Origin of the sequence: Polynucleobacter sp. AP-Kolm-20A-A1, assembly GCF_018688315.1 — a bacterium.
Lineage (GTDB): Bacteria > Pseudomonadota > Gammaproteobacteria > Burkholderiales > Burkholderiaceae > Polynucleobacter.
This window is the reverse complement of record NZ_CP061315.1, coordinates 919326-944071: the sequence shown is the minus strand read 5'-3', so window position 1 is coordinate 944071 and position 24746 is coordinate 919326. Positions and strand designations below refer to the sequence as shown.

The 24746-nt window shown below is 46.0% G+C and carries 16 protein-coding genes and 2 tRNA genes; 4 read left to right on the top strand and 14 right to left on the bottom strand.

Features of this window, described 5'->3' with window-relative positions:
- Positions 1-38: 38 nt before the first annotated feature.
- Positions 39-902, bottom strand: a complete 864-nt coding sequence (kdsA, locus tag C2745_RS04905) for a 3-deoxy-8-phosphooctulonate synthase (protein WP_215385495.1) — start codon at positions 900-902, stop codon at positions 39-41.
- 9 nt (positions 903-911) lie between these two features.
- Positions 912-2573, bottom strand: a complete 1662-nt coding sequence (locus C2745_RS04900) for a CTP synthase (protein ID WP_215385493.1) — start codon at positions 2571-2573, stop codon at positions 912-914.
- Positions 2574-2685: 112 nt separating this feature from the next.
- Here C2745_RS04900 and C2745_RS04895 point away from each other — a divergent pair, with 112 nt between their 5' ends.
- The gene (locus C2745_RS04895; protein ID WP_215385491.1) at positions 2686-2874 is read left to right on the top strand and encodes a superinfection immunity protein; all 189 of its coding nucleotides are present in this window, start codon (positions 2686-2688) and stop codon (positions 2872-2874) included.
- A gap of 202 nt (positions 2875-3076) precedes the next feature.
- On the top strand, positions 3077-5662 hold the full coding sequence (locus C2745_RS04890) for a bifunctional aconitate hydratase 2/2-methylisocitrate dehydratase (RefSeq protein ID WP_215385490.1): 2586 nt from the start codon (positions 3077-3079) through the stop codon (positions 5660-5662).
- 85 nt (positions 5663-5747) lie between these two features.
- Here the strand turns inward: C2745_RS04890 and C2745_RS04885 are convergent, their stop codons facing one another.
- From C2745_RS04885 to C2745_RS04875, 3 genes are read right to left on the bottom strand one after another with little or no spacing between them, the layout of a single operon-like run.
- Positions 5748-6509 carry a spermidine synthase gene (locus C2745_RS04885; protein WP_251368410.1) on the bottom strand — a complete coding sequence of 254 codons (762 nt, stop codon included), beginning with the start codon at positions 6507-6509 and terminating at the stop codon, positions 5748-5750.
- 2 nt (positions 6510-6511) lie between these two features.
- The gene (gene purL / locus C2745_RS04880; RefSeq protein WP_215385488.1) at positions 6512-10549 is read right to left on the bottom strand and encodes a phosphoribosylformylglycinamidine synthase; all 4038 of its coding nucleotides are present in this window, start codon (positions 10547-10549) and stop codon (positions 6512-6514) included.
- Between the two features lie 21 nt (positions 10550-10570).
- Complete coding sequence (locus tag C2745_RS04875) at positions 10571-11245, bottom strand: ABC transporter ATP-binding protein (RefSeq protein ID WP_215385487.1); 675 nt, start codon at positions 11243-11245, stop codon at positions 10571-10573.
- 2 nt (positions 11246-11247) lie between these two features.
- Between C2745_RS04875 and C2745_RS04870 the strand changes: the two genes are divergently transcribed.
- On the top strand, positions 11248-11907 hold the full coding sequence (locus tag C2745_RS04870) for an arylesterase (RefSeq protein ID WP_215385486.1): 660 nt from the start codon (positions 11248-11250) through the stop codon (positions 11905-11907).
- Position 11908: 1 nt separating this feature from the next.
- Here the strand turns inward: C2745_RS04870 and C2745_RS04865 are convergent, their stop codons facing one another.
- From C2745_RS04865 to ispD, 9 genes are all read right to left on the bottom strand, one after another.
- Positions 11909-13372 (bottom strand): peptidylprolyl isomerase, encoded by a 1464-nt coding sequence (locus C2745_RS04865; RefSeq protein ID WP_215385485.1) that lies wholly within the window; start codon positions 13370-13372, stop codon positions 11909-11911.
- A gap of 102 nt (positions 13373-13474) precedes the next feature.
- Positions 13475-13550 (bottom strand) — tRNA-Val (locus C2745_RS04860).
- A 116-nt stretch (positions 13551-13666) separates the two neighbouring features.
- Positions 13667-16099: an endopeptidase La gene (lon, locus tag C2745_RS04855; RefSeq protein ID WP_215385484.1), complete on the bottom strand. Its 2433-nt coding sequence runs from the start codon at positions 16097-16099 to the stop codon at positions 13667-13669.
- Positions 16100-16278: 179 nt separating this feature from the next.
- Positions 16279-17640, bottom strand: a complete 1362-nt coding sequence (gene clpX / locus C2745_RS04850; protein ID WP_215385483.1) for an ATP-dependent Clp protease ATP-binding subunit ClpX — start codon at positions 17638-17640, stop codon at positions 16279-16281.
- A 30-nt stretch (positions 17641-17670) separates the two neighbouring features.
- The gene (gene clpP / locus C2745_RS04845) at positions 17671-18300 is read right to left on the bottom strand and encodes an ATP-dependent Clp endopeptidase proteolytic subunit ClpP (protein ID WP_215385482.1); all 630 of its coding nucleotides are present in this window, start codon (positions 18298-18300) and stop codon (positions 17671-17673) included.
- A 38-nt stretch (positions 18301-18338) separates the two neighbouring features.
- On the bottom strand, positions 18339-19676 hold the full coding sequence (tig, locus tag C2745_RS04840) for a trigger factor (RefSeq protein WP_215385481.1): 1338 nt from the start codon (positions 19674-19676) through the stop codon (positions 18339-18341).
- Positions 19677-19733: 57 nt separating this feature from the next.
- Positions 19734-19820: transfer RNA gene (locus C2745_RS04835), tRNA-Leu, on the bottom strand.
- Positions 19821-19900: 80 nt separating this feature from the next.
- Positions 19901-20404, bottom strand: coding sequence for a 2-C-methyl-D-erythritol 2,4-cyclodiphosphate synthase (gene ispF, locus C2745_RS04830; protein ID WP_215385479.1), 504 nt, complete (start codon positions 20402-20404; stop codon positions 19901-19903).
- A gap of 10 nt (positions 20405-20414) precedes the next feature.
- A complete protein-coding gene (ispD, locus tag C2745_RS04825) occupies positions 20415-21164 on the bottom strand; it encodes a 2-C-methyl-D-erythritol 4-phosphate cytidylyltransferase (RefSeq protein ID WP_215385477.1) in 750 nt (249 codons plus the stop codon).
- A gap of 23 nt (positions 21165-21187) precedes the next feature.
- Here ispD and mfd point away from each other — a divergent pair, with 23 nt between their 5' ends.
- The gene (gene mfd / locus C2745_RS04820; RefSeq protein ID WP_215385475.1) at positions 21188-24730 is read left to right on the top strand and encodes a transcription-repair coupling factor; all 3543 of its coding nucleotides are present in this window, start codon (positions 21188-21190) and stop codon (positions 24728-24730) included.
- The last annotated feature ends 16 nt before the right edge of the window (positions 24731-24746 follow it).

The window sequence follows — 24746 nt, the reverse complement described above, 5'->3', positions numbered from 1 at the left end:
ACCTTCTCCTTAAAACAATATGAATTGGTTTGGTTAAATTACTTAAAACTGTCTTCTAAAAATGAACCGCTTGATTTAACGACTGTATCGATAGCCACAAGTGATTCAAGTAAATCTTTCATCCGATTTAAAGGCACCGCATTCGGGCCATCAGACAATGCCTTTGATGGATCTGGATGCGTTTCCATGAATAGGCCGCTGATGCCTACAGCGACAGCGGCTCGAGCCAACACCGGCACAAACTCACGCTGCCCGCCGCTAGAATTTCCTTGTCCACCTGGCAGTTGCACAGAATGCGTTGCATCAAAGACAACAGGCGCCTGAGATTCACGAAGAATAGAAAGGCTGCGCATATCGGAAACTAAGTTGTTATAGCCAAAAGAGGCTCCACGTTCGCAAACCATAAATTGATCAGCAAGACCTTTTTCTTTGGCAGCAGCGCGGGCCTTCTCCACCACATTAAGCATTTCATGAGGTGATAGAAACTGGCCTTTTTTGAAATTCACTGGCTTACCACTTTGCGCACAAGCACGTATGAAATCAGTTTGTCTGCACAAAAATGCTGGGGTTTGCAAAACGTCCACCACACTTGCAACAGCCGCAATTTCACTAATGTCATGAACATCAGTTAAAACAGGCACGCCAACTTCTTTTTTAACTTTGGCCAATATCTCGAGACCCTTTTCCATTCCAAGACCACGGAAGGATGTACCTGAGGAGCGATTGGCTTTGTCAAATGATGACTTGTAGATAAAAGGAATCTTTAAGGAGGCAGTGATTTCTTTCAGCTCACTTGCAATATCAATGGCCGATTGCTCTGACTCAATTACGCAAGGGCCGGCAATCAGAAAAAAGCGCTGATTGAGGCCAACATCAAATCCACATAGCTTGAATGCGCTCATTTCTTCCTCTTAGGCAACTTGTTTGAGAGACTGGCTCTGATGTGCAAGTGCGGCACTAATAAACGCAGAGAATAAGGGGTGGCCATCACGCGGAGTAGATGTGAATTCTGGATGGAACTGGACTCCGAAGAACCATGGATGCATTGATGTTGGTAGCTCCATCATCTCTGGCAAAGATTCATTTGGCGTTCTTGCGGAGATGATTAATCCAGACTCTTCCAGCTTGGGAACATAAGTATTGTTGACTTCATAACGATGGCGATGACGTTCATTAACCTCTGCACCATAAATACGGTGAGCTAATGTACCTGCTTTAACAGGGCAACGCTGTGACCCAAGACGCATTGTGCCGCCCAGATCAGAATCATTCGTACGCTTCTCAACCCGCCCTTCTCTATCAAGCCACTCCGTAATGAGCGCAACAACCGGCTGTTCTGATGCGGGATCAAATTCGGTACTGTTTGCCTTAGATAGGTTTGCAACGTGACGTGCAAATTCAATAACAGCTAATTGCATGCCCAAACAAATACCCAAATAAGGAACGTTATTCTCACGAGCATAGCGAATTGCTGCAATTTTTCCTTCAGTGCCACGCTTACCAAAGCCTCCTGGCACCAAAATTGCATCTAAATTAGTCAAGCAATCGATGCCATCTTTTTCGATCACTTCCGAATCAATGTAATTAATGTTGACTCGTGTATGAGTATGAATGCCAGCATGACGCAAGGCTTCAATCAACGACTTGTATGACTCAGTTAGCTCGACATATTTACCAACCATGCCGATAGTCACCTCATGCTGTGGGTTAGCCATTTCGTAAACAAGATGGGCCCATACCGACAGATCAGCAGGCTTTGCATTTAATTCTAGTTCGCGGCAAATCAAATCATCCATGCCTTGAGCGTGCAGCATTTCAGGAATCTTGTAGATCGTATCTACGTCCCATACGGAAATAACTGCCTCTTCACGAACATTCGAGAAAAGAGAAATTTTGGCGCGCTCATCTTCTGGAATTGGGCGATCAGCACGACATAGCAACACTGTTGGCATGATGCCAATTTCGCGGAGCTTTTGAACCGAATGCTGGGTTGGCTTTGTTTTTAACTCGCCAGCGCTGTTGATATAGGGCACCAAGGTCAAGTGGACAAAGGCGCAGCTGTGCAGTGGCAAACGCAAGCTCATCTGCCTTGCTGCCTCTAGAAACGGGAGGGATTCAATATCACCAACTGTGCCGCCGATTTCACAAATTGCTACATCAGCCTTGCCATCGTGACTAGCTTTAGCACCGCGCTCTACAAATGCTTGAATTTCATTGGTGATATGTGGGATTACCTGAACGGTTTTCCCCAAGTATTCACCACGACGCTCTTTGCTGATGACTGATTCGTAGATCTGTCCAGTAGTGAAGTTATTGCTTTTGCGCATCTTCGCAGAAACGAAGCGCTCGTAGTGACCCAAATCTAAGTCAGTCTCGGCACCATCTTCGGTAACGAAAACTTCGCCATGCTGCAGCGGACTCATTGTGCCTGGGTCAACGTTGATATAAGGGTCTAATTTTAGGAGGGTGACTTTCAGGCCGCGGGATTCAAGAATCGCGGCAAGCGAGGCAGCTGCGATTCCTTTCCCTAAAGAAGAAACCACACCACCAGTGACAAAAACGTATTTGGTCATCGCTTAAGCTCTGTTGGAAAAAGTAATTATAACGACACCAAGAATAGAACTTGGAAATTGAAAGTCGGTAATATTGCATGACACCCACCAAATCTGACTTTTTAAACCCCAAATGCGCCTATTTTTCGCTGTTTTAGTAACAATACTGTCCCTCTTTTACTTTCTCCCTTTTGCCATCGCATTTAACAAAAGACGGGCTAATTCTGGGGCTATTTTTGCCCTCAACCTATTTTTAGGATGGTCGCTCATTGGCTGGGTTGTGGCCCTGGTCTGGGCAATGAAGGATGAACAGATCCTTTAATCAAACAATGGATGATCATTATTGCCAAAATCACCCATTTAAATACTATAAGTCATTGAATTTATTAGTAAAAGTAGTTTTTCAGTGTCTTTAAGGGTTTAAACTCTTATATAAGACTTAAATTAACAACTATAATTTCGAAAACGGGAGAGAATTCCCTTTTGGCCTTTCTATTGATCACTTTTACCTCATAGGAAACACAATGTTAGAAGCCTATAACGCCCACGTAGCTGAACGCGCAGCCCTCGGTATTCCAGCCCTTCCTTTAACCAAGGATCAAACCGCTGAGTTAGTGAAATTACTCAAAAATCCTCCGGCCGGAAAAGAGGCTGAGCTAATTGAATTAATTACCAATCGTGTTCCTGCAGGCGTTGATGAAGCCGCTAAGGTTAAGGCTGAATTTTTAGACGCCGTTGCTAAAGGAACAGAAAAGTCACCGCTAATTACTCGCATCCGTGCAACTGAATTGCTGGGCACCATGCTCGGTGGCTACAACATCAAACCATTGGTAGAGTCACTTGCTGATGCTGAGTGCGGTGCTGCTGCTGCAGAAGCGCTGAAGAAAACACTCTTGATGTTTGATTACTTCAATGATGTGCAAGAGCTTGCCGAAAAAGGTAATGCCAACGCTAAATCCGTTCTCCAAAGCTGGGCTGATGCAGAGTGGTTTACAAGCCGCCCTGCTGTTCCAGAAAGCATGAAGCTCACCGTTTTCAAAGTAACAGGTGAAACTAATACCGACGATCTCTCACCTGCACCAGACGCATGGAGCCGTCCTGATATCCCATTGCATGCAACGATCATGCTTAAGAATCCACGTCCAGGTATTGAGCCTGATGAAACTGGTGTTCGCGGCCCAATGAAACAAATCGCTGCCCTCCAGAAAAAAGGCAATCAGATTGCTTATGTTGGAGATGTGGTTGGTACAGGTTCCTCACGTAAATCTGCAACCAACTCAGTTCTTTGGTGGACAGGTCAAGATATTCCATTCGTGCCAAACAAACGTTTTGGTGGCGTGTGCTTGGGCACTAATATCGCCCCTATCTTCTTCAACACCATGGAAGATTCAGGCGCTTTGCCAATTGAATTAGATGTTTCTCAAATGAACATGGGCGATGAGATCGAACTTCGCCCATACGAAGGCAAAGTATTTAAGAACGGTAGTGAAATCACTAGCTTTTCATTAAAATCACCGGTGATTTTGGATGAAGTTCGTGCGGGCGGACGCATTCCTTTAATTATTGGTCGTGGTTTAACTGCCAAAGCACGTGCAGCTCTTGGCTTGCCGGCTTCTACAGAATTCCGTCTACCAGTAAATCCAGCGGACAACAAAAAAGGTTTCAGCTTGGCGCAAAAGATGGTTGGTCGCGCATGTGGATTGCCAGAGGGTCAAGGCGTTCGCCCTGGCACTTACTGCGAACCACACATGACTACTGTTGGCTCACAAGACACCACAGGCCCAATGACTCGCGATGAATTGAAAGACTTGGCTTGCCTTGGCTTCTCATCCGATCTCGTAATGCAGTCGTTCTGCCACACATCAGCATATCCAAAGCCTGTTGATATTCGCACGCAACATGAGTTGCCGCCATTCATGACCAATCGTGGTGGCGTTGCTTTACGCCCAGGCGATGGTGTGATCCACAGCTGGTTAAACCGCTTGCTCCTGCCGGATACATGCGGCACTGGCGGCGATAGCCACACTCGTTTCCCAATCGGCATCTCCTTCCCTGCTGGCTCTGGCCTAGTAGCGTTTGCTGCAGCAACTGGCGTCATGCCATTGGATATGCCTGAGTCTGTATTGGTGCGCTTCAAAGGCAAGATGCAGCCTGGTATTACTTTGCGTGACCTAGTGAATGCAATTCCTTTGTATGCAATCAAAAAAGGATTGTTGACTGTTGAAAAACAAGGCAAAAAGAATATTTTCTCAGGCCGTATTCTAGAAATCGAAGGTTTGCCTGATTTGAAAGTTGAGCAAGCGTTTGAATTATCTGATGCTTCAGCCGAGCGCTCTGCTGGTGGCTGTACAGTTCACCTCAATAAAGAGCCAATTATTGAGTACATGCAATCTAACATCACTTTGATGAAGTGGATGATTGCGAATGGTTATGAAGACAAGCGCACTCTTGGTCGTCGTATTAAAGCTATGGAAGCTTGGATTGCTAATCCACAACTTCTCAAGGCTGATGCAAACGCTGATTACGCAGAGATCATCGAAATTAATATTGATGAAATCAAAGAGCCAATTCTTGCTTGCCCTAATGACCCAGATGATGTCAAAGTATTGTCTGAAGTTGCTGGCGACAAGATTGATGAAGTGTTCATTGGTTCATGTATGACCAATATCGGCCACTTCCGTGCTGCAGGTCAAGTTCTTCAGGGCAAAAAAGATATGCCTACTCGCCTCTGGGTAGCCCCTCCTACCAAGATGGATGCCATGGTTTTGATGGAAGAAGGTTACTACGGCATGTTGGGCGCAGCTGGTGCTCGTATGGAAAGCCCTGGTTGCTCTCTTTGCATGGGTAACCAAGCTCAGATTCGCAAAGGCTCTACAGCAGTATCGACATCTACACGTAACTTCCCTAACCGCCTGGGTATTGATACTCGCGTTTATTTGGCTTCCGCTGAATTAGCGTCTGTTGCAGCCCTCTTAGGTCGCCTACCTACTCCTGCAGAGTATTTAGAGCAAGTGAAGGCGCTCGATGCGAAAGCTGGTGATGTTTATAAGTACATGAGTTTTGACAAGCTCAAATCATTTAGCGATGTTGCGGATACTGTAACGGTTTAATTGACCACAAGCCTCAGCCCTTTATAAGGCTGAGAAATAAAAAAGGCGATCAAATGATCGCCTTTTTTATTAGATATAAATCAGTTTAAATCGAGAGCATGTCTTCTTGACGTGCATTCTCGCGACTAATGCCCGATACCCACTTGTTCGTTGGAAGCCCTGTTTTTTCAAGTATCAACTTCGCACGCTTAGATACGTCTTTCCATTGAGCCTCCAATTTAGGACCCTTGAATGCAATAGCCACAACGTTACAGTCGTGAGATTCAGGAAAAAGCAGCACGCGGTTATCAAAAGCTTCGCAGATATTTTTCAAATTCACATCAAAGCTTTTATGCCTTGAAAATAAATTCACCGTCAGAACGCCTGGTCCCTTGAGAATGTTGTAACAGCCCTTGTAAAAATCCAACGAGCTAGCCGCTGGACCATCACAGATTGCGTCATACAGATCTACCTGCACCGCATCAAAAGCGCCCTTATATTTTTTATCCTGTACAAAGGTTTTTGCGTCAGCTTGCAAGGTTTCTAATTTACGGTCGTCATCTGGGGTAAAAAACATGGATCTAGCGGCAACAATCACTGCGGGATTGAGTTCCACTACCGTTGTCTTTACTGCTGGGCAGTATCGATGCTGAAATTTAGTTAAAGCACCAGTACCAAGACCGAGTTGTGCTACGCGCATGCCAGGCTTTGTCTCCAGGAACAGTAGCCAAGCCATCATTTGCTGGTTGTACTCAAGATAGATCTCATCGGGGTCACGTATACGCATTGCACCTTGAATCAATTCAGTACCAAAGTGCAAATACCGAACACCGCCACTCTCAGAAAAAGTTACAGGCTCCATCAGCATAGTTATTTAGCCCAGCGACGTGCATTGCGGAATAGACGCATCCATGGGCTTGCACCATCTGAGGTGTTTAGCCATTCTGGAGGACACCAACTCATTTGTGCAGCGCGGAATACGCGCTCAGGATGAGGCATCATGACTGTGAAGCGTCCGTCGGTAGTGGTTACACCTGTCAAGCCACCAGGTGATCCATTAGGGTTCATTGGATAGACCTCGGTAGGATTGCCTTGGTTATCAACAAATCGTAAGGTCGCTAATGCTTGTTTCTCAATTTGCCCTAAGCTTCCTTGCTGACTAAAGTTAGCAAAACCTTCGCCATGCGCAATCGCAATAGGTAGCTGACTACCTTCCATACCTTGTGTAAAGATCGATGGTGACGCCAATACTTCAGCCATAACCAGTCGCGCTTCATATTGCTCCGATTGATTGCGAGTAAATTTAGGCCAATCTTGCGCCCCAGGAATGATCCCCGAAAGATTGCTCATCATCTGGCAGCCGTTGCAAACTCCCAAAGCAAAACTATCTTGGCGACTAAAGAATGTAGAGAATTGATCGCGTAATTGCTGGTTAAAGAGAATCGTTTTTGCCCAGCCTTCGCCCGCTCCCAATACATCTCCATAACTAAATCCACCGCAAGCGATAAGACCACGGAAATCATCAAGCTTTGCTTTGCCGCTCAATAAGTCTGACATGTGAACGTCAAAACTATCAAATCCAGCCCAATTTACGGCATAAGCCATTTCTACATGTGAGTTAACACCCTGCTCACGCAAAATGGCAACTTTTGGACGCGCACCTTTTTGAATATAAGGGGCTGCCACATCTTCGGAGATATCAAACGTTAAGTTTGGAGTCATACCCGAATCAGCAAGATTATCTAGTAGAGAAAATTCGCTATCTGCACATGCTGGGTTATCTCGTAGACGAGCAATTTGATAGCTGGTATTGGTCCACATCTTTTGTAGAACCTCGCGAGGCTCGGCAAAGATATTTTTAGCATCTCGCCAAATTTCAATGCGACCGTTTGTATTAGGCTTAGCAATCACATGGCTATAAGCACTTAAGCCAACTTTGCGCAGCACCGCAAATACAGCATCGCGATCTTCTCTACGTACTTGGATAACAGCACCTAGTTCTTCATTAAATAAAGCTCGTAGGGTTTGCTCATGTCTACGGCCAGATACCTGTTGAGCCCAATTCTTAGCATCGCCATGATCAGGCTCTTGGCCAACATCAACTGCGATCATATCAACGTTGATGGAAATGCCACAGTGTGATGCGAATGCCATTTCAGCAATAGTGGCCATAAGACCACCATCAGAACGATCATGGTAAGCCAATAACTTGCCATCTTTTCTTAGCTCAATAATCGCTGAGGCTAGTGCCTTCAAGTCCTCGGGATGATCAACGTTTGGCGTATCTTTACCTGATTGATTAAGAACCTGAGCAAGAATGCTGCCCGCCATTCGATTCTTACCACGACCTAGGTCAATCAGAATTAATTCAGTTTCAAGACTAGCACCGTCAGCGGTCTTAAGACTTAGGAGTGGCGTCAATGTTTTGCGAACATCTTGCACAGAAGCAAACGCAGAAATAATGAGCGATACCGGTGAGACAACCTTCTTGGCTTGATCGCCATCACGCCATTCAGTAGCCATTGATAAAGAATCTTTACCAACGGGAATAGAGATTCCCAGCGCAGGACACAGTTCTATACCAACGGCTTTAACTGAATCGTATAACTTGGCATCTTCACCCGGCGCACCACATGCCGCCATCCAGTTTGCAGAAAGCTTAACGCTCTCAAGACTGGCGATATCAGCAGCCAATAAATTAGTAACAGCCTCACCAACCGCCATCCGAGCTGCTGCAGGAGCGTCCATAACAGCCAACGGAGTTCTTTCACCCATACTCATAGCTTCGCCGCGATAACCCTGGTAATCCATCATAGTTACCGCGCAGTCTGCTACCGGAACTTGCCATGGACCAACAAATTGATCGCGAGCATTTAATCCGCCGACTGTTCTATCGCCAATAGTGATTAGGAAAGATTTACTAGCAACAGTAGGTTGTTGCAATACCCAAGCAATAGACTTCGCTAAATCAGCATCTGTTACGTCTAGCTCAGAAAACTCTTGCGCAACACGCTTAACGTCACGATGCATGCGTGGGGGCTTGCCCAACAAGACCTCCATTGGCATGTCAATTGGAAGTTCGGCATCTGCACCAGCACTTTGTTTGGAATCGGTTAGTTTTAATTGGCGCTCAGCAGTAGCCTCCCCAACAACGGCAAAAGGGCAACGCTCGCGCTCGCAGAATGATTTGAATAAATTCAAGTCTTTTGCTTCAATCGCCAAAACATAGCGCTCCTGAGATTCATTACACCAAATCTCAGCCGGGCTCATTCCACTCTCCTCAAGAGGAACGCTGCGCAATTTAAACTTCGCGCCAAGTCCAGCGCCATCAGCAAGTTCAGGGAAGGCGTTGGATAAGCCGCCGGCACCTACGTCGTGAATAGAAACAATTGGATTATTTTTACCTAAAGCACGGCATGCATTAATCACTTCTTGTGCACGCCTCTCCATCTCAGGATTGCCGCGTTGCACAGAATCAAAGTCTAAATCAGCGGTATTGGTGCCGGTTGCAACAGAGCTACCAGTAGCACCGCCCATGCCAATACGCATTCCAGGACCACCCAATTGAATCAGCAAATGACCCGCTTGAATGGCTTTTTTCTCCGTATGAATAGAGTCGATGCTACCAATGCCACCTGCAATCATGATGGGCTTGTGATAGCCGCGACGCGTGCCATCCAAGGTTTGCTCGAATACCCGGAAGTAACCACCCAAAATTGGTCTGCCAAATTCATTGTTGAATGCTGCGCCACCTAATGGACCATCAATCATGATCTGCAATGGTGTTGCTATACGCTCAGGCTTGCCATACTGCTCAGACTCCCACGGAAGATCTGTACCAGGAATATTGAGGTTGGAAACCGAGAAGCCCGTTAGACCAGCTTTAGGACGCCCGCCCACACCAGTAGCGCCTTCATCACGTATCTCACCACCCGCGCCAGTAGAGGCTCCAGGGAATGGAGCAATAGCTGTTGGGTGATTATGAGTTTCCACCTTCATCAATGTGTGTACTAGACGCGTATCTTTTGTATATTGCTGTTGATCTCCTTGTGGAGCCCATGTCTCAGCTTCGCAACCAACCATCACTGCAGAGTTATCAGAGTAAGCAACGATAGTGCCTTCTGGTTTCAACTGATGCGTATTACGAATCATGGCAAACAAAGAACGCTCTTGATCATCCCCGTCAATTGTCCAGCTTGAATTAAAAATCTTATGTCGGCAATGCTCGCTGTTTGCCTGTGCAAACATAATCAGCTCGACATCGCTTGGGTTGCGCTCTAGGCGGATGAAGTTTTCAGTTAAATAAGCAACTTCATCATCAGATAAAGCTAAGCCCAACTCCTGATTTGCCTTGTCCAGGGCCGCCCTGCCATCGGAGAGGACGGGGATACGCTTCAATGGTCGATCATCCAGCGATTGATACAGCTCGTTTGCATCTTCAACTGAATCAATAACTGTTTCAGTCATACGATCGTGCAGAGCCGCCAAAACTAATTGAGTCTGTTCGGCATTTAATGGTTTTTTGCTCTTCCAAGCAAACTGAACTCCACGTTCAATTCGCAATACGTTTAGGCCGCACTGACGAGCAATATCAGTTGCTTTGCTTGCCCAAGGGGAGACAGTTCCAAATCGGGGTATAGCGATTGCACCCTGCGCATCTCCAGAGCCTTTGCCGAACCATGACTTGCCCTTAGAAATGGCAGATGAAAATGGTTGCCCATATGTCAGGAGGCTAGCTAAAACTTCTAGACTCTTTGCATCTAATTCCTGGTCAGACCAAACAAAGTGAAGGTATTGACCTTCAATTGACTCTAAATCAACACCTTGAGACGCTAAAGAGGCCAAAAGACGCTGTTGACGGAATGGGGATAGCGCATCGGCGCCGGGTAAAAAGTGGTAGGAGGACATCCCTAGATTATAAGGTTTTGCCTACAGTAAGCGGCCACCCTGAAGCCGTAATTGGTGCTGGCAACGGCTGGCCAAGGCTGGATCATGGGTCACCAAAATAAGGGTTGAGTTATTGGCCTGATTTAGCTCAAAAAGCAGCTCAATCACCCTATTTCCGCTGGCTTCATCCAGACTTCCCGTAGGCTCATCGGCAAACAAGATTTCCGGCTGCGTAATGAATGCTCTAGCTAGGGCGACCCGTTGCTGCTCACCTCCAGAAAGCGTTCTGGGGAAGTGTTTTGCACGCTCATTGAGGCCGACCTTTTTAAGCCAATTCAATGCCTGCTCTTTTGCGTTTTCGAGGCCATTTAGCTCGGCTGGAAGCATGACATTTTCTAGGGCTGTTAAGTGGGGCAGGAGTTGAAAGGACTGAAATACAAACCCAACATGTAAACCACGTAATTTAGCCCTACCGTCCTCATCAAGCTCACTAAGATTCTGACCCATTAAATCAACGTGTCCATTGCTTGGCAGATCAAGTCCAGCCAAAAGACCTAATAAGGTACTTTTACCTGATCCAGAGGCGCCCGTGATGGCAATACTTTCCCCTGAAAATATATCAAAGCAAATGTCGTGCAAAATAGATAAAGAGCCATCGCTAGACACTACATCCTTGCCTAGATGATTTGCGCTTAGAACCTTTGTTGAAATGCTCATAAATGAATCAAAGTAATTGGCCAACCTTAGTGAGTAGAAAAAATCTATTGTTAGGCCTATTTTGCCTGTTAATTCCGATTGTCACCGTTGCCCAGTCCAACCCAACGATTTTGGTTCTGGGTGATAGCCTTTCTGCCGAGTACGGCATTCAGCGGGGAACAGGATGGGTTCGCCTATTTCAGAATCAACTAATAAAGCAGGGGTCCTCGTGGACAGTGAGCAATGCCAGTATTAGCGGTGAAACTACCGCGGGCGGATTAACTAGGTTACCTGCCTTACTTGCACAAAAGAAACCCAAAATCGTATTTTTAGAGCTCGGCGCAAACGATGCGCTTCGTGGGCTCTCAATTGGTGAAACAGAAAAAAATCTTCGCACCATGATTGTTCTTAGTAAAAAATCAGGGGCTAGAGTACTGCTTTTTGGTATGCAAATTCCGCCAAATTATGGCCAGGACTACACCAAACAATTTAAAGATTTATATCCCAAGCTTGCCAATGGCGAAAATATTACGCTACTCCCCTTCTTTATGAGTGGCGTAGTTAGCAATCAAGATTTATTTCAAGCAGATAATATTCACCCAAACGAGCAGGCACAGACACTACTCTACAAAAACGTATGGGGCGCTATGGCCCCATATCAATCAATGCTTTTAGGAAAGTAACTCAACTACCAGAGCTTGAAGTGTTTTGCTTTAGAGGGTTGATTGTTTTTACACTAGCCGCATCACGCCAATAAGCCATAAAACCTGCGAATTCTGACTGAGCCGCCAAAGCCTGGATTTGCTGAGCTTGAGCCTTATGAACTTTCGCATCACCGCCTGATGGTTGACGCACCTGATCAACGCGATACAAGGTAACGCCTGCTCCAGGATCTTTCACGGAAACAACAACAGGTAACTTATTCGGGTTTGTAGCCATGACATCATCGATTGCGGAACCAACTAAATTAGCGGGCTTGTTGCGCGATACCCAAACTGGCGCAGCAAAGCCAGCTGCATTTTTGGGATCTTTTTCTAGAGATGAAAAACGCTCGGCCGCTGCATTGATTGCAAGCTTTTCAGCTGCAAGTTGACTCACTTGACGCTTCACCTCACCAGCCACATCTTTAAAAGGAAGAGTTTGTGCTGGATGGAAAATGACTACGCGTGCAGATACAAATACTCCAGGTGAAACTTGAACGGCTTCAATATTACGTTTATTTTTAACAGCCTCATCACCAAAAAGGGCTTGAACCACCTTAGGATTGGCGAGCGGATGATCTCGTGAAACGCCGGCAGGGCCAGACCTTGTAAGGCCCTTTTGCGTCTGAATACTCAGCTTTAATTTATCCGCTGCAGGCTTAAGGCTATCGGACTGATCGTAAGTCATATTCGCAAATTGATCGGCTTTTTCACTAAAGACTTTGGCATCCGCCTTAGGATCAGCCTTCAATACGATGTATTCGACATCAACATACTCGGGACTCTCAAACAGCTTTGAATTGGCGCTATAAAAAGCCTGCATCTCTTCTTGAGATGGGTTTACCTTAGACAAGTAATCTTTGGCATCAAATTTCAAAGCCTGAACTTGGCGCTCAGTTTCATATAAGGTTGAAACAATTTCAGAAAGCTTGGGACTTGCAAGCTCAGTACGAGCCACTGAATTTACTAATTGACTAATCTTTAGGTCAAATGCTTGGCTGGCATAGAACTGCTCTTCATTTAAGCCATTATTTGCCAATAATTGTTTGAAACGAACATCATCAAAGCTGCCATCTTGTCTGTACAGAGCACGAATCTGTGGGATATTTTGCAAACTTTTAATCAAGGCATCTTTGCCAACTTGCAAACGCAAATTAATTACGGCAAAACCTAAAATGCGTTGCTGTAAAAGCTCATTCAAAATCGCCTGTCTAAACGGAAGACTTTGGGCAATCTGCACGTTTCCGCCAACACGCTCAGCTTGACGCTTGGCTGCATTATCGACTTCCTGCGAAGTAATGGGCTTGCCATTGACTTTAACAAGGTCAGTTTCCTTATCCATAAAGCCGGAATAACTTGAAATACCGAACATCACAAACGAAGGAACAATAAACAGCATTAAAACGAGCTGAAGAATCTTTTGGTGCTTACGGACGGTATCAAACATGAATGGGGTCGCTAGTAATAAATATCAATTGAATGATTTTACTAGGCTATCAGAATTGAGGGGTGTGGAATGCCTGAGTTAAGGCTGAGAAAAGTAATGTTTTGGTGGGCGCTGAGAGGCTCGAACTCCCGACATTCTGCGTGTAAGGCAGACGCTCTACCAACTGAGCTAAGCGCCCCAAAATATTACAGCTGAGATTGTAACCTAAGCGCGGCTAGTAAGCATAGAAACCGCCAAATCCACCCGTAAATTTCAGGCAGAAAAGGCTGGAAATATGCACACAGGCCGTACTTTTTAGTGCTTCAGAACCTCTCCGGACGATAACTTCTCGTTAGCCTTGCTAGCCTCTGCCGCCTTTTTGGCGAGCTCTTCTGGGGTTGGCTCCGGTAAGGCCTCAGGCATACGCTCTAACGCCAGCTCAAGGACCTTATCAATCCAGCGAACTGGAATGATTTCGATTGCATTCTTCACGTTATCCGGAATATCAATCAGGTCTTTAACGTTTTCCTCTGGAATCAAGGCCAACTTAATACCGCCGCGGTGAGCCGCCAAAAGCTTCTCTTTCAACCCACCAATCGGAAGTACTTCGCCACGCAAAGTAATTTCACCGGTCATCGCCACATCGGATCGAATCGGAATGCCTGTGAAAACTGATACCAAGGCAGTAGTAATCGCAATACCTGCTGAAGGACCATCCTTGGGAGTCGCACCGTCTGGGAAGTGAATGTGAATGTCCTTCTTCTCAAACGCTTCGTCGGTAATACCAAGGCGACGAGCTCGAGAGCGAACTACAGTACGAGCAGCCTCAACAGACTCTTTCATTACATCGCCAATCGAACCAGTGCGAGTGATGACGCCTTTACCAGGCATAACAGCGGCTTCAATTGTTAATAAATCGCCGCCCACTTCGGTCCAAGCAAGGCCAGTAACTTGGCCCACCTGATTCTCTTTGCCTGCAAGACCAAAGTCATACATCCGAACTGAAAGGAATTTCTCAAGGTTATCAGCGTTCACCACAACTGGTGCAGCTTCTTTTTTCAATAGCAACAGCTTGACTACCTTGCGGCAAATCTTGCTAATTTCCCTTTCCAAGGAGCGCACACCAGCTTCGCGAGTGTAATAACGAATCATGTTGCGAACGGCACTCTCTTCAATCTTTAACTCATCCTTCTTCAAACCATTATTTTTGATTTGTTTAGGAATCAAGTAATTGACAGCAATGCTAGTCTTTTCATCCTCGGTATAGCCCGCTAAACGAATAATTTCCAAACGGTCCAATAATGGGCCGGGAATATTCAATGAGTTTGATGTTGCAACAAACATCACATCAGAAAGATCGAAATCTACCTCAACGTAATGATCTTGGAATGTGTGGTTTTGCTCTGGATCCAACACCTCCAATAAGGCGCTTGCTGGATCACCGCGGAAATCCATGCCCATCTTATCAACCTCATCCAAGAGGAATAAAGGATTACGTACACCCACTTTAGTAAGGCTGGTCAAAATCTTGCCAGGCATCGAGCCAATATATGTACGGCGATGGCCGCGAATTTCAGATTCATCGCGAACGCCGCCTAAGGCCATGCGAACAAATTTTCTATTGGTAGCACGCGCAATAGATTGGCCGAGAGAAGTTTTACCAACGCCAGGAGGGCCAACCAAGCAAAGAATCGGGGCTTTAACACGATCAACGCGCTGTTGAACCGCGAGATACTCCAAGATGCGTTCTTTAACCTTATCTAAGCCGTAATGATCTTCATCCAATACTTTTTCGGCGTTAGTTAAATCATTATTGATCTTAGTTTTTTTCTTCCAAGGAAGATTAACTAATGTGTCAATAAAGTTGCGAATCACGGTTGCCTCTGCAGACATCGGTGACATGAGTTTTAATTTCTTTAATTCGGATTCTGCTTTTTTGAGCGCCTCTTTTGGCATGCGAGCAGCCTTAATGCGCTTCTCAAGCTCCTCAAGATCAGCACCCTCTTCGCCCTCACCTAATTCTTTTTGGATGGCTTTAACTTGTTCGTTGAGGTAATACTCACGCTGACTCTTTTCCATCTGGCGCTTCACACGCCCACGAATACGCTTCTCAACTTGCAAGATATCGATTTCGCTCTCTAAGTCAGCCAATAGACTTTCTAGACGTTGAACCACATCAGTCATTTCAAGCAAGCGTTGCTTTTGCTCTAGCTTGACTGGCAAGTGAGCACAAATCGTATCTGCTAAGCGACTTGGGTCATCAATACCGCCAAGTGAAGACAGAATCTCTTGCGGAACTTTTTTATTGAGTTTTACGTATTGATCAAACTGAGCCATGATTGCGCGGCGTAATGCCTCGGTCTCATGCGCATCGATTGCGTTTATAGCGGTTGGCGTTGCTTCGCAATTAAAGTAACCAAGGCTATCTTCAATCTGGCTGACTTCTGCGCGTTGCACACCCTCAACCAATACCTTGACAGTGCCATCAGGCAACTTGAGCATTTGCAATATATTGGCAATACATCCGACCTCATAGAGATCTTCAATTCCTGGCTCATCCTTGGCGGCCGTTTTTTGCGCAACCAATAAGACGTTTTTACCCGTTTCCATTGCAGCTTCAAGCGCTTTAATGGATTTTGGGCGACCCACAAACAAAGGGATCACCATATGAGGGAACACAACTACATCCCTTAAGGGGAGTAAAGGTAGTTGAATGGGTTCAGAGGGTAGTAATAAGTGGCCAGGCATAGGGCAATTCCTCCAAAGTAATCAATCCTCAAAAGTCTCCAAAAGCAGCTGAACCACTATATGGAGACATTATTCATGAGTAGCATACTACCTATATGGGTAGGCTTTAGAGAAAAACAAGGGGTAAAAAGACAAAAAAGGGGCAAAAATGCCCCAAAAATAGCAAAAACCCTAAGAATTTAGGCTTTTTTGCTTAAATCTGCCTGTTCAGCATCCTGCTTATAGACCAGAAGCGGTTTTCCGCCCTCAGCAATGCTGCTTTCGTCGATAACAACCTTTTGAACATTCTTCAAAGAGGGCAAGTCATACATGACATCCATCAAAGAACCTTCCAAGATAGACCTGAGGCCACGAGCACCAGTTTTGCGAGCGATAGCCTTTTTAGCAATGGCTGACAAAGCCTCGCGGCGGACTTCAAGTTCAGAGCCCTCCATAGTGAGGAGCGCTTGATATTGCTTAACCAATGCATTCTTAGGTTCAGTAAGAATTTGAATCAACGCTTCTTCATCAAGCTGGGCCAAGGTCGCCACCACCGGCAGTCGACCAATCAATTCTGGAATCAAGCCAAACTTAATTAAATCTTCTGGCTCTACTTCGATTAATAAGTCACTAACACCGCGGTCATCTTTACCTGGAACGGTAGCATTAAATCCAATACCTGTTTTAGCTGTGCGTTGTTGGATAACCTTCTCTAAACCATCAAAGGCACCACCGCAAATAAACAAGATGTTGGTGGTGTCAACTTGCAAGAAATCTTGATTAGGGTGCTTACGGCCGCCTTGTGGAGGTACTGATGCCATGGTTCCTTCTACCAACTTCAGCAGAGCTTGTTGAACGCCCTCTCCAGATACATCGCGGGTAATGGATGGATTATCGGATTTACGAGAAATCTTATCGATCTCATCAATATAAACAATGCCACGCTGCGCTTTTTCAACGTTGTAATCGCAAGCTTGTAAAAGTTTTTGAATAATATTTTCAACGTCTTCACCAACATAACCGGCTTCAGTTAATGTGGTTGCATCAGCCATCACGAACGGAACATCAAGCATACGCGCCAAAGTTTGTGCGAGCAATGTTTTGCCTGAACCAGTAGGTCCGATCAATAAGATGTTGCTCTTTGCCAGTTCAACACCGTCAACCATGGCCTTGGCCGGTTGCTTGGATTCTTTCTTATCACTGCCCTCTACCGGCTTACCGTCTTTATCTAATTTTTCTTTTTTTGGCTTAGGCAGGTACTGTAAACGTTTGTAGTGGTTATAAACTGCAACCGCTAATGTCTTCTTGGCGTGGTCCTGGCCAATTACATACTGGTCCAGGTTCTCGCGAATTTGATGTGGTGTTGGTAATGAATCATCGCCTTCTTCCCTTGGGAGCTTGGCAATTTCTTCTTGAATGATGTCAGTACAAAGATCAATGCACTCATCACATATAAATACTGAGGGGCCAGCAATAAGCTTTTTAACTTCGTGCTGACTCTTACCGCAAAATGAGCAATACAGAACTTTTTCGGTTGAATTTGTGGTGTTTGTATCGCTCAAAATGAACTCAGTAGATATCTAAATGGGAAATTAAGGGCGCTTCTCGATAACTTTATCGATCAAACCATATTCACGTGCTTGCTCAGCAGACATGAAGTTATCGCGATCAGTATCTTTTGCAATAGTTTCAATAGATTGACCGGTGCGATCGGACAGAATCTTATTAAGACGCTCACGCAGATACAGAATTTCACGAGCTTGAATTTCAATGTCAGAAGCTTGGCCGCGGGCACCGCCTAATGGTTGATGAATCATGACGCGTGAGTTTGGCAAAGCGTAGCGCTTGCCCTTTTCACCAGCGCACAACAAGAATGCGCCCATACTTGCGGCCATACCCATGCACAAGGTGCTTACATGAGGCTTAATAAACTGCATTGTGTCGTAGATCGCTAAACCTGCTGATACTGAGCCACCAGGTGAGTTGATATACAAAGAAATCTCTTTGTCTGGATTCTCGCTCTCCAAAAACAGCAATTGGGCAATCACCAGGTTGGCTGTTTGATCATTCACCTCGCCAACCAAAAAAACCACACGCTCTCTGAGCAGGCGTGAATAGATGTCATACGCACGCTCACCTCTACCAGAGGTCTCAATCACCATTGGAACCAGACCTAAGCCCTTTGGTTCTAGATTTTCAGTCTGAAAATGGTTTTGGTGCATTGCGAGACCCCTTGTAGGTAAATTAGTAGCGTTAGCGATTAGTTTAGCTTGCTTAACTCTTCGAAGCTAACTGCTTTATCAGATACCTTTGCTTGCGCAGTGAAGTACTTAATTACGTTATCCTCAAGAACCAAGTTTTCAATATCCTTCAAGCGGCTTGGGTTGCTATAAAACCAACGAACTACCTCTTTAGGATCTTCGTAGGTAGCAGCCTGCTCATCAATTTCAGCCTTAATTTGATCGGCAGTAACCGCCAAGTTTTGCTTCTTCACCAATTCAGACAGAATCAAGCCCAAACGAACACGCTTGGTGGCTTGCTCAGCAAAAATTTCTGGTGGAATTGGAGCATCTTTTGCATTAGGAACGCCACGTTGCATCAAATCCTGACGAGCGCCTTCTACCAAACGTTCTTGCTCTGAAGCAACCAAAGATTTTGGAACATCCAACTCACATAAAGTGTTGAGCTTGTCCATTACTTCGTTCTTTAACAAAGAAGTAATACGACGCTTTACTTCACGATCTAAATTATCTTTAACTTCGGCACGCATTTTTGCAACGCCGCCTTCAGTTACACCTAAGGACAATGCAAATGCATCGTCAACGGCTGGCAAGTGCGCCCAATTGACCGCCTTTACAGTGATGGTGAATTCTGCTGTTTTACCAGCAACATCTTTGCCGTGGTAGTCAGCCGGGAAACTCAATGGAAAAGATTTGCTCTCGCCTACTTTGAGACCCAAGGTAGCAGCTTCAAATTCAGGCAACATGCGTCCTTCGCCTAATACATATTCAAAATTCTCAGCCTTACCGCCGGCAAACTCAACGCCGTCAATCTTGCCAACGAAATCAATCACCACTTGGTCGCCGCTTTGTGCAGCAGTGTTTGCCCCGCCATCGCCGTGCGCACCAGCTTGGCCGCGCGGGTGGTAGTGAACTTGCTGCTTACGCAATACATCTAGCGCACGATCAATTTCCGCTTCACCAATTTCGGTGGTGTACTTGGTTACTTCTGCTTTGCTGAAGTCGCCAATTTTTACTTCTGGCAACACTTCAAAGTAAGCATCAAAAACAATCTTGTCTGCATCCAGCTCGCTCTTTGGCTCAAGACGTGGCTGACCTGCTAAAGCAACGCCTTCTTTTTGAGCTAACTCATAAAATATTTCGGCAGCCTTATCAAACTGCAACTCAAAGTCCACTTGCATACCATGTTGTTTTTCAACGAGGTTCTTCGGAACTTTACCTGGACGGAAGCCAGCCATTTTCATGGTCTTACCAACTTTTGCCAAACGGGCCTCACGCGCTTTTGCCAAATCGGCACGAGCGAATTCCAAAGTCATTTTGCGGTCCAAGGAACCTAAGTTTTCTATTTGCACAGCCATTCTCGTCTCTTAATTGAAGATCAGGGTATGTGAAGTCCAAGCCAAGTAGCAATCTTGTGGTGCGAGGAGGGGGACTCGAACCCCCACACCATTTCTGGCGTCAGGACCTAAACCTGGTGCGTCTACCAATTTCGCCATCCTCGCGAATTTCCGCAAACACTGCCAAGCTTAAACTTCACTCTAAAGACCGTAATTCTACAATGCTTAGGGTTTTAGAGGATCTTTTAGGCCTTATAGAGCAAAGCCACGGCGTGGACGGCTATCCCCTCACCCCTTCCAAGATGGCCAAGGGATTCATTGGTTTTAGCCTTTAGATTGACGTGACTAGGGGTGACCGCTAAGTCGGCGGCAATATTTCGGACCATTTCAGGTAAAAAATCCGCTAATTTTGGCTTCTGGCAAATGATGGTGGCATCGACGTTTCCAATATGAAAGCCTGCGGCCTGAACCTTTTGAAGTGCAGCCCTAAGCAAGATGCGGCTATCCATTCCCTTAAATTGTGGGTCGGTATCAGGGAATAATTGACCAATATCGTTCAACCCAGCAGCCCCCAATAACGCATCGGTTAGGGCATGCAGTAATGCATCTGCATCAGAGTGCCCTAGTAAGCCCTTTTCATAAGGAACATGTACACCACCCAGAATAAGCTTGCGGTCAACAACCAGGGCGTGCACGTCATAGCCCTGACCAATACGAAACTGAGGGATATGTGAATTTGATGTCGTCATATGCGTCTTTTTATTTACCAGCGCTGCTTAAGAGAAACTGCATTAAATCCCAATCAGCGGGATGAGTCACCTTGAAGTTGCGTGTTGCACCCTCAATCAGTAGCGGCTTAAATCCTGCCAACTCCATTGCGCTTGCCTCATCAGTAACATCCGCCTCCAGGCGAATTGCATCCTCTAGAGCAGCATGTAATTGTTTTAGGGCAAACATTTGAGGGGTTTGAGCCTGCCACAAATGGTCGCGAGGAATGGTTTGCTCTACATGAGGCACGTTGCCTGCCACCACAGAGTCGAGATCGGCCTTCTTTAAGGTATCGGCCAATGGAACAGCGAGCAAGCCGCCAGATTCAGAAGCGCTCACTGCTGAAATTAACTTTTCAATTAGCGCAGGAGTAATGCCGGGTCTGGCTGCATCATGAACCAAAACCCAATCATGAGGGGCAAGATTTGCCTTGAGCATTTCAGCCAATGTATTACGAACAGTTTCTTGGCGCGTGGGTCCACCAGTAGGCAAAAAATAAATTGGCTTACTAGAGTTTGAAAAGGATTGAAGTATTGGGTTGTGAATAAAACCTTGGCTGACACCTATCCATATGGATTCAATTAGCGGTGATTGCAAAAAGGCTTCAACCGCATAAGCTAGCATCGGCTTTCCAGCTAACTGTTGAAACTGCTTAGGCAGCTCACCACCTAAGCGAGAACCCGTCCCTGCGGTAGGCAGGAGGACATGGCATTTTGAGGGGGATGTGTTTGCAGAACCCATGCCTGATTCTATAATGAGCTCAGATGTCAGATGCATTAAATCTAGTACCCCCCATACCCGCGCCACGGGCTGGGCAGCGCTTTACCTTTTCAGGGCTGATTGGCTCAGCGGATGCAGCCTTAATAGCTCAAAGCGCCCTACGTTATCGCAATCAATTTTCGGTCATGGTCATTTTCTGTGCCCAGGCACAAGAAGCTCAGCGCCTACTGGAAGAGATTCCTGCTTTTGCCCCCCAGCTTAGGACCAGGCTACTACCTGACTGGGAGATACTTCCCTACGATCATTTTTCGCCTCATCAAGACTTAGTATCCGAACGACTTGCCACTCTCTATGAATTACTTAATGGCAGCTGCGATATTGTCTTGGTGCCGATTACTACCGCACTACAGAGATTGGGGCCTCCCAGCTTTTTATCTGGCCATACTTTTTTCTTTAGGCAAGGTGACAAGCTGAATGAAGCGGCCTTAAAGCTCCAACTCCAACAAGCAGGCTATGACCCCGTAAGTGCCGTAATGCGCCCTGGCGAATACAGCATTCGAGGTGGCTTGATTGATTTATTCCCCATGGGTTCGACTTTGCCTTACCGCTTAGATTTATTTGGCGATGAAATTGAACAAATCAGAGCATTCGATCCCGATACCCAGCGAAGTCTTTACCCAGTCAAAGAAGTTCGCTTACTGCCGGGACATGAGTTTCCATTCGATGATGCTTCACGCACTGCATTTAGGGGTCGTTGGCGAGAGGTATTCGAGGGTGATCCAACACGCTGCTCTATTTATAAGGATGCCAACTTAGGCATTCCTAGCGCAGGCATTGAGTCTTACCTCCCCCTTTTTTTTGAAGAGCGTTCAAACTTATTCGACTACTTCCCGCGTTCAGGTGACCCTGTCTGGCTTCTCAATATTGGCGATGTTGAGGAGACTATTAAAGGGTTTTGGAAAGATACTGCTTCACGTTACGAATTTTTAAAGCATGATCTCGATAGGCCCATACTGCCGCCTAAAGAATTATTTTTGGATGTAGATGAGTTTTTTAGTACATCCAAACCTTACGCCCGCCTCAATCTAGAAAAAGAACCGGTCGAGGCCCCTCAGTTTTTGTCGGTACCCGATATTGCAGTTCATCGACGTGATGCAGATCCCATTAACCGTTTGCGCAAATTAGTATCAACAGAAAAAGTTCGCGTACTGATTTGCTGTGACAGCGCTGGACGCAAAGAGTCTATTCGGCAATTGCTAGATGAAAGCAATTCAGTTGCTGGCCAAGATGGAACACCTCTCTACCCATTAAAGCCCGAAGGCTTTGAAGGTATATCCGATTTCATTAAGAGTGATTCGTTATTTGGCCTAGTAACTTCTCCGCTATTTAACGGCTTCTGCTGGCCAGCAGAAAACTTAATCCTCATTACTGAAGCTGAATTATTTACTACCACCGCACGGCAGCGTCGCAAGGGAAAAGGGTCTGAGATTGCAGATCCTGACATGCTGTTCAAGGATTTATCTGAACTCAAAATTGGCGACCCAGTAGTGCACGCTGAACATGGCATTGGACGCTATCAAGGCCTTGTGTTGTTGAATTTGGCGCCGCCTAAAGAAGCCCCTATTTTTGAAGAGTTCTTACATTTGCAATACGCAGGACAAGCAACTTTATATGTGCCTGTCCAGCAGTTACAAATGGTCACTCGCTATGCTGGCTCTGATCCTGATTCAGCACCATTACATCAACTTGGCTCAGGTCAATGGGACAAGGCGAAACGCAAGGCGGCCCAACAAATTCGCGATACGGCTGCTGAGTTACTGGGGCTTTATGCTGCTAGAGCAATTCGCAAGGGTCATGCATTCGAATTCTCTGCGCATGACTATGCTGCTTTTGCTGAAAGCTTTGGTTTTGAAGAAACGCCAGACCAAGCTAACGCAATCGCCGCTGTCATTGGCGACATGACTAGCGGCACTCCAATGGATCGCCTGGTTTGCGGAGATGTTGGTTTTGGAAAAACAGAAGTTGCACTGCGCGCTAGCTTTGTAGCGGTTATGGGTGGCAAACAAGTTGCAATATTGGCGCCAACTACCCTACTTGCTGAACAGCACGTTGCCACCTGGAAAGACCGTTTTGCAGATTGGCCTGTGCGCATTGTCGAACTCTCACGCTTTAAAACTACTAAAGAAATTAATGCAGCACTTGAGGCGATCGCTAAAGGTGAGGCTGACATCATTATTGGCACCCATAAACTTCTCTCAAAGGAAACTCAGTTTGCCAATCTAGGTCTGGTAATCGTGGATGAGGAGCACCGCTTTGGGGTACGTCAAAAGGATGCGCTCAAAGCATTACGCGCTGAAGTTGATATCTTGACTCTGACAGCAACGCCTATACCTAGAACATTGGGTATGGCGATGGAAGGCTTACGAGAGTTCTCCATTATTGCCACCGCCCCTCAAAAACGCTTAGCCATCAAAACATTTGTAAGACGCGAAGGTGATGGCGTTATTCGTGAAGCTGTCCTGCGTGAAATCAAGCGTGGCGGTCAGGTGTATTTCTTGCACAACGAAGTAGAAACCATTCAGAACCGCAAGCATGCGCTTCAAGAATTAATTCCAGAAGCCAGAATCAGCGTTGCTCACGGTCAAATGCACGAGCGCGAACTCGAATCAGTAATGCGTGAATTTGTGACCCAGCGCACCAATATTTTGTTATGCACGACCATTATTGAAACTGGGATTGACGTTCCTACCGCCAACACCATCATCATGCATCGCGCTGATAAGTTTGGCTTAGCCCAATTACATCAACTACGTGGTCGCGTGGGTCGCTCTCACCATCAAGCCTATGCCTACCTCTTGGTTCCAGACCCAGAGGCTCTTAGCAAGCAAGCCCAATTACGCCTAAACGCTATTCAAGCCATGGAAGAGCTGGGCTCTGGTTTTTACTTGGCTATGCATGACTTAGAAATACGTGGCGCTGGTGAAGTTCTAGGCGACAAGCAGTCCGGCGAAATTCATGAAATCGGCTTTCAGCTTTACACCGAGATGCTAAACAGAGCCGTGAAGTCATTACGCAGTGGAAAAGAACCAGATCTTCTTTCGCCACTACAAGCAACAACCGATGTAAACCTAGGTGTTCCGGCGCTACTGCCAGAAGACTACTGTCCTGACGTGCATGAACGTCTGTCTTTGTACAAACGATTTGCCGGAACAAACGATTTTTCTGAATTAATGGGTTTGCGGGAGGAATTAGTTGATCGTTTTGGGGATTTACCTGACCAAGCAAAATCTTTCTATGAAACCCATCGCCTGCGATTAGAGATGACTGGTTTTGGTATTAAGAAGATTGATGCAACACCTGCATCTATACAAATTCAATTTATCCCCAATCCACCGATTGATCCGATGAAGATTATTCAACTCATTCAATCTTCCAAGCACATACAACTGAATGGCCAGGATAAGCTGAAGGTTCTTCCCCAGAAAGAACGTGAATTTGAGAAACTTGAGCAACGCCTAGACGCGATCAGGCAGGTGCTCAGGCGCCTGAATGAATCTGCCGTCCTAAGCCCTATGAAGACGAAATAACTTATGCTTTCCGATT

Excerpts from the sequence above, each read along its gene's own strand:
- C2745_RS04895 (WP_215385491.1), top strand. The coding sequence starts at position 2,686 with ATGCGCCTATTTTTCGCTGTTTTAGTAACAATACTGTCCCTCTTTTAC.
- ispD (WP_215385477.1), bottom strand. The coding sequence starts at position 21,164 with ATGGGTTCTGCAAACACATCCCCCTCAAAATGCCATGTCCTCCTGCCT.
- C2745_RS04865 (WP_215385485.1), bottom strand. The coding sequence starts at position 13,372 with ATGTTTGATACCGTCCGTAAGCACCAAAAGATTCTTCAGCTCGTTTTA.
- C2745_RS04900 (WP_215385493.1), bottom strand. The coding sequence starts at position 2,573 with ATGACCAAATACGTTTTTGTCACTGGTGGTGTGGTTTCTTCTTTAGGG.
- clpP (WP_215385482.1), bottom strand. The coding sequence starts at position 18,300 with ATGCACCAAAACCATTTTCAGACTGAAAATCTAGAACCAAAGGGCTTA.
- tig (WP_215385481.1), bottom strand. The coding sequence starts at position 19,676 with ATGGCTGTGCAAATAGAAAACTTAGGTTCCTTGGACCGCAAAATGACT.
- ispF (WP_215385479.1), bottom strand. The coding sequence starts at position 20,404 with ATGACGACATCAAATTCACATATCCCTCAGTTTCGTATTGGTCAGGGC.
- C2745_RS04875 (WP_215385487.1), bottom strand. The coding sequence starts at position 11,245 with ATGAGCATTTCAACAAAGGTTCTAAGCGCAAATCATCTAGGCAAGGAT.
- kdsA (WP_215385495.1), bottom strand. The coding sequence starts at position 902 with ATGAGCGCATTCAAGCTATGTGGATTTGATGTTGGCCTCAATCAGCGC.
- mfd (WP_215385475.1), top strand. The coding sequence starts at position 21,188 with ATGTCAGATGCATTAAATCTAGTACCCCCCATACCCGCGCCACGGGCT.
- C2745_RS04890 (WP_215385490.1), top strand. The coding sequence starts at position 3,077 with ATGTTAGAAGCCTATAACGCCCACGTAGCTGAACGCGCAGCCCTCGGT.
- purL (WP_215385488.1), bottom strand. The coding sequence starts at position 10,549 with ATGTCCTCCTACCACTTTTTACCCGGCGCCGATGCGCTATCCCCATTC.
- C2745_RS04870 (WP_215385486.1), top strand. The coding sequence starts at position 11,248 with ATGAATCAAAGTAATTGGCCAACCTTAGTGAGTAGAAAAAATCTATTG.
- C2745_RS04885 (WP_251368410.1), bottom strand. The coding sequence starts at position 6,509 with ATGCTGATGGAGCCTGTAACTTTTTCTGAGAGTGGCGGTGTTCGGTAT.
- lon (WP_215385484.1), bottom strand. The coding sequence starts at position 16,099 with ATGCCTGGCCACTTATTACTACCCTCTGAACCCATTCAACTACCTTTA.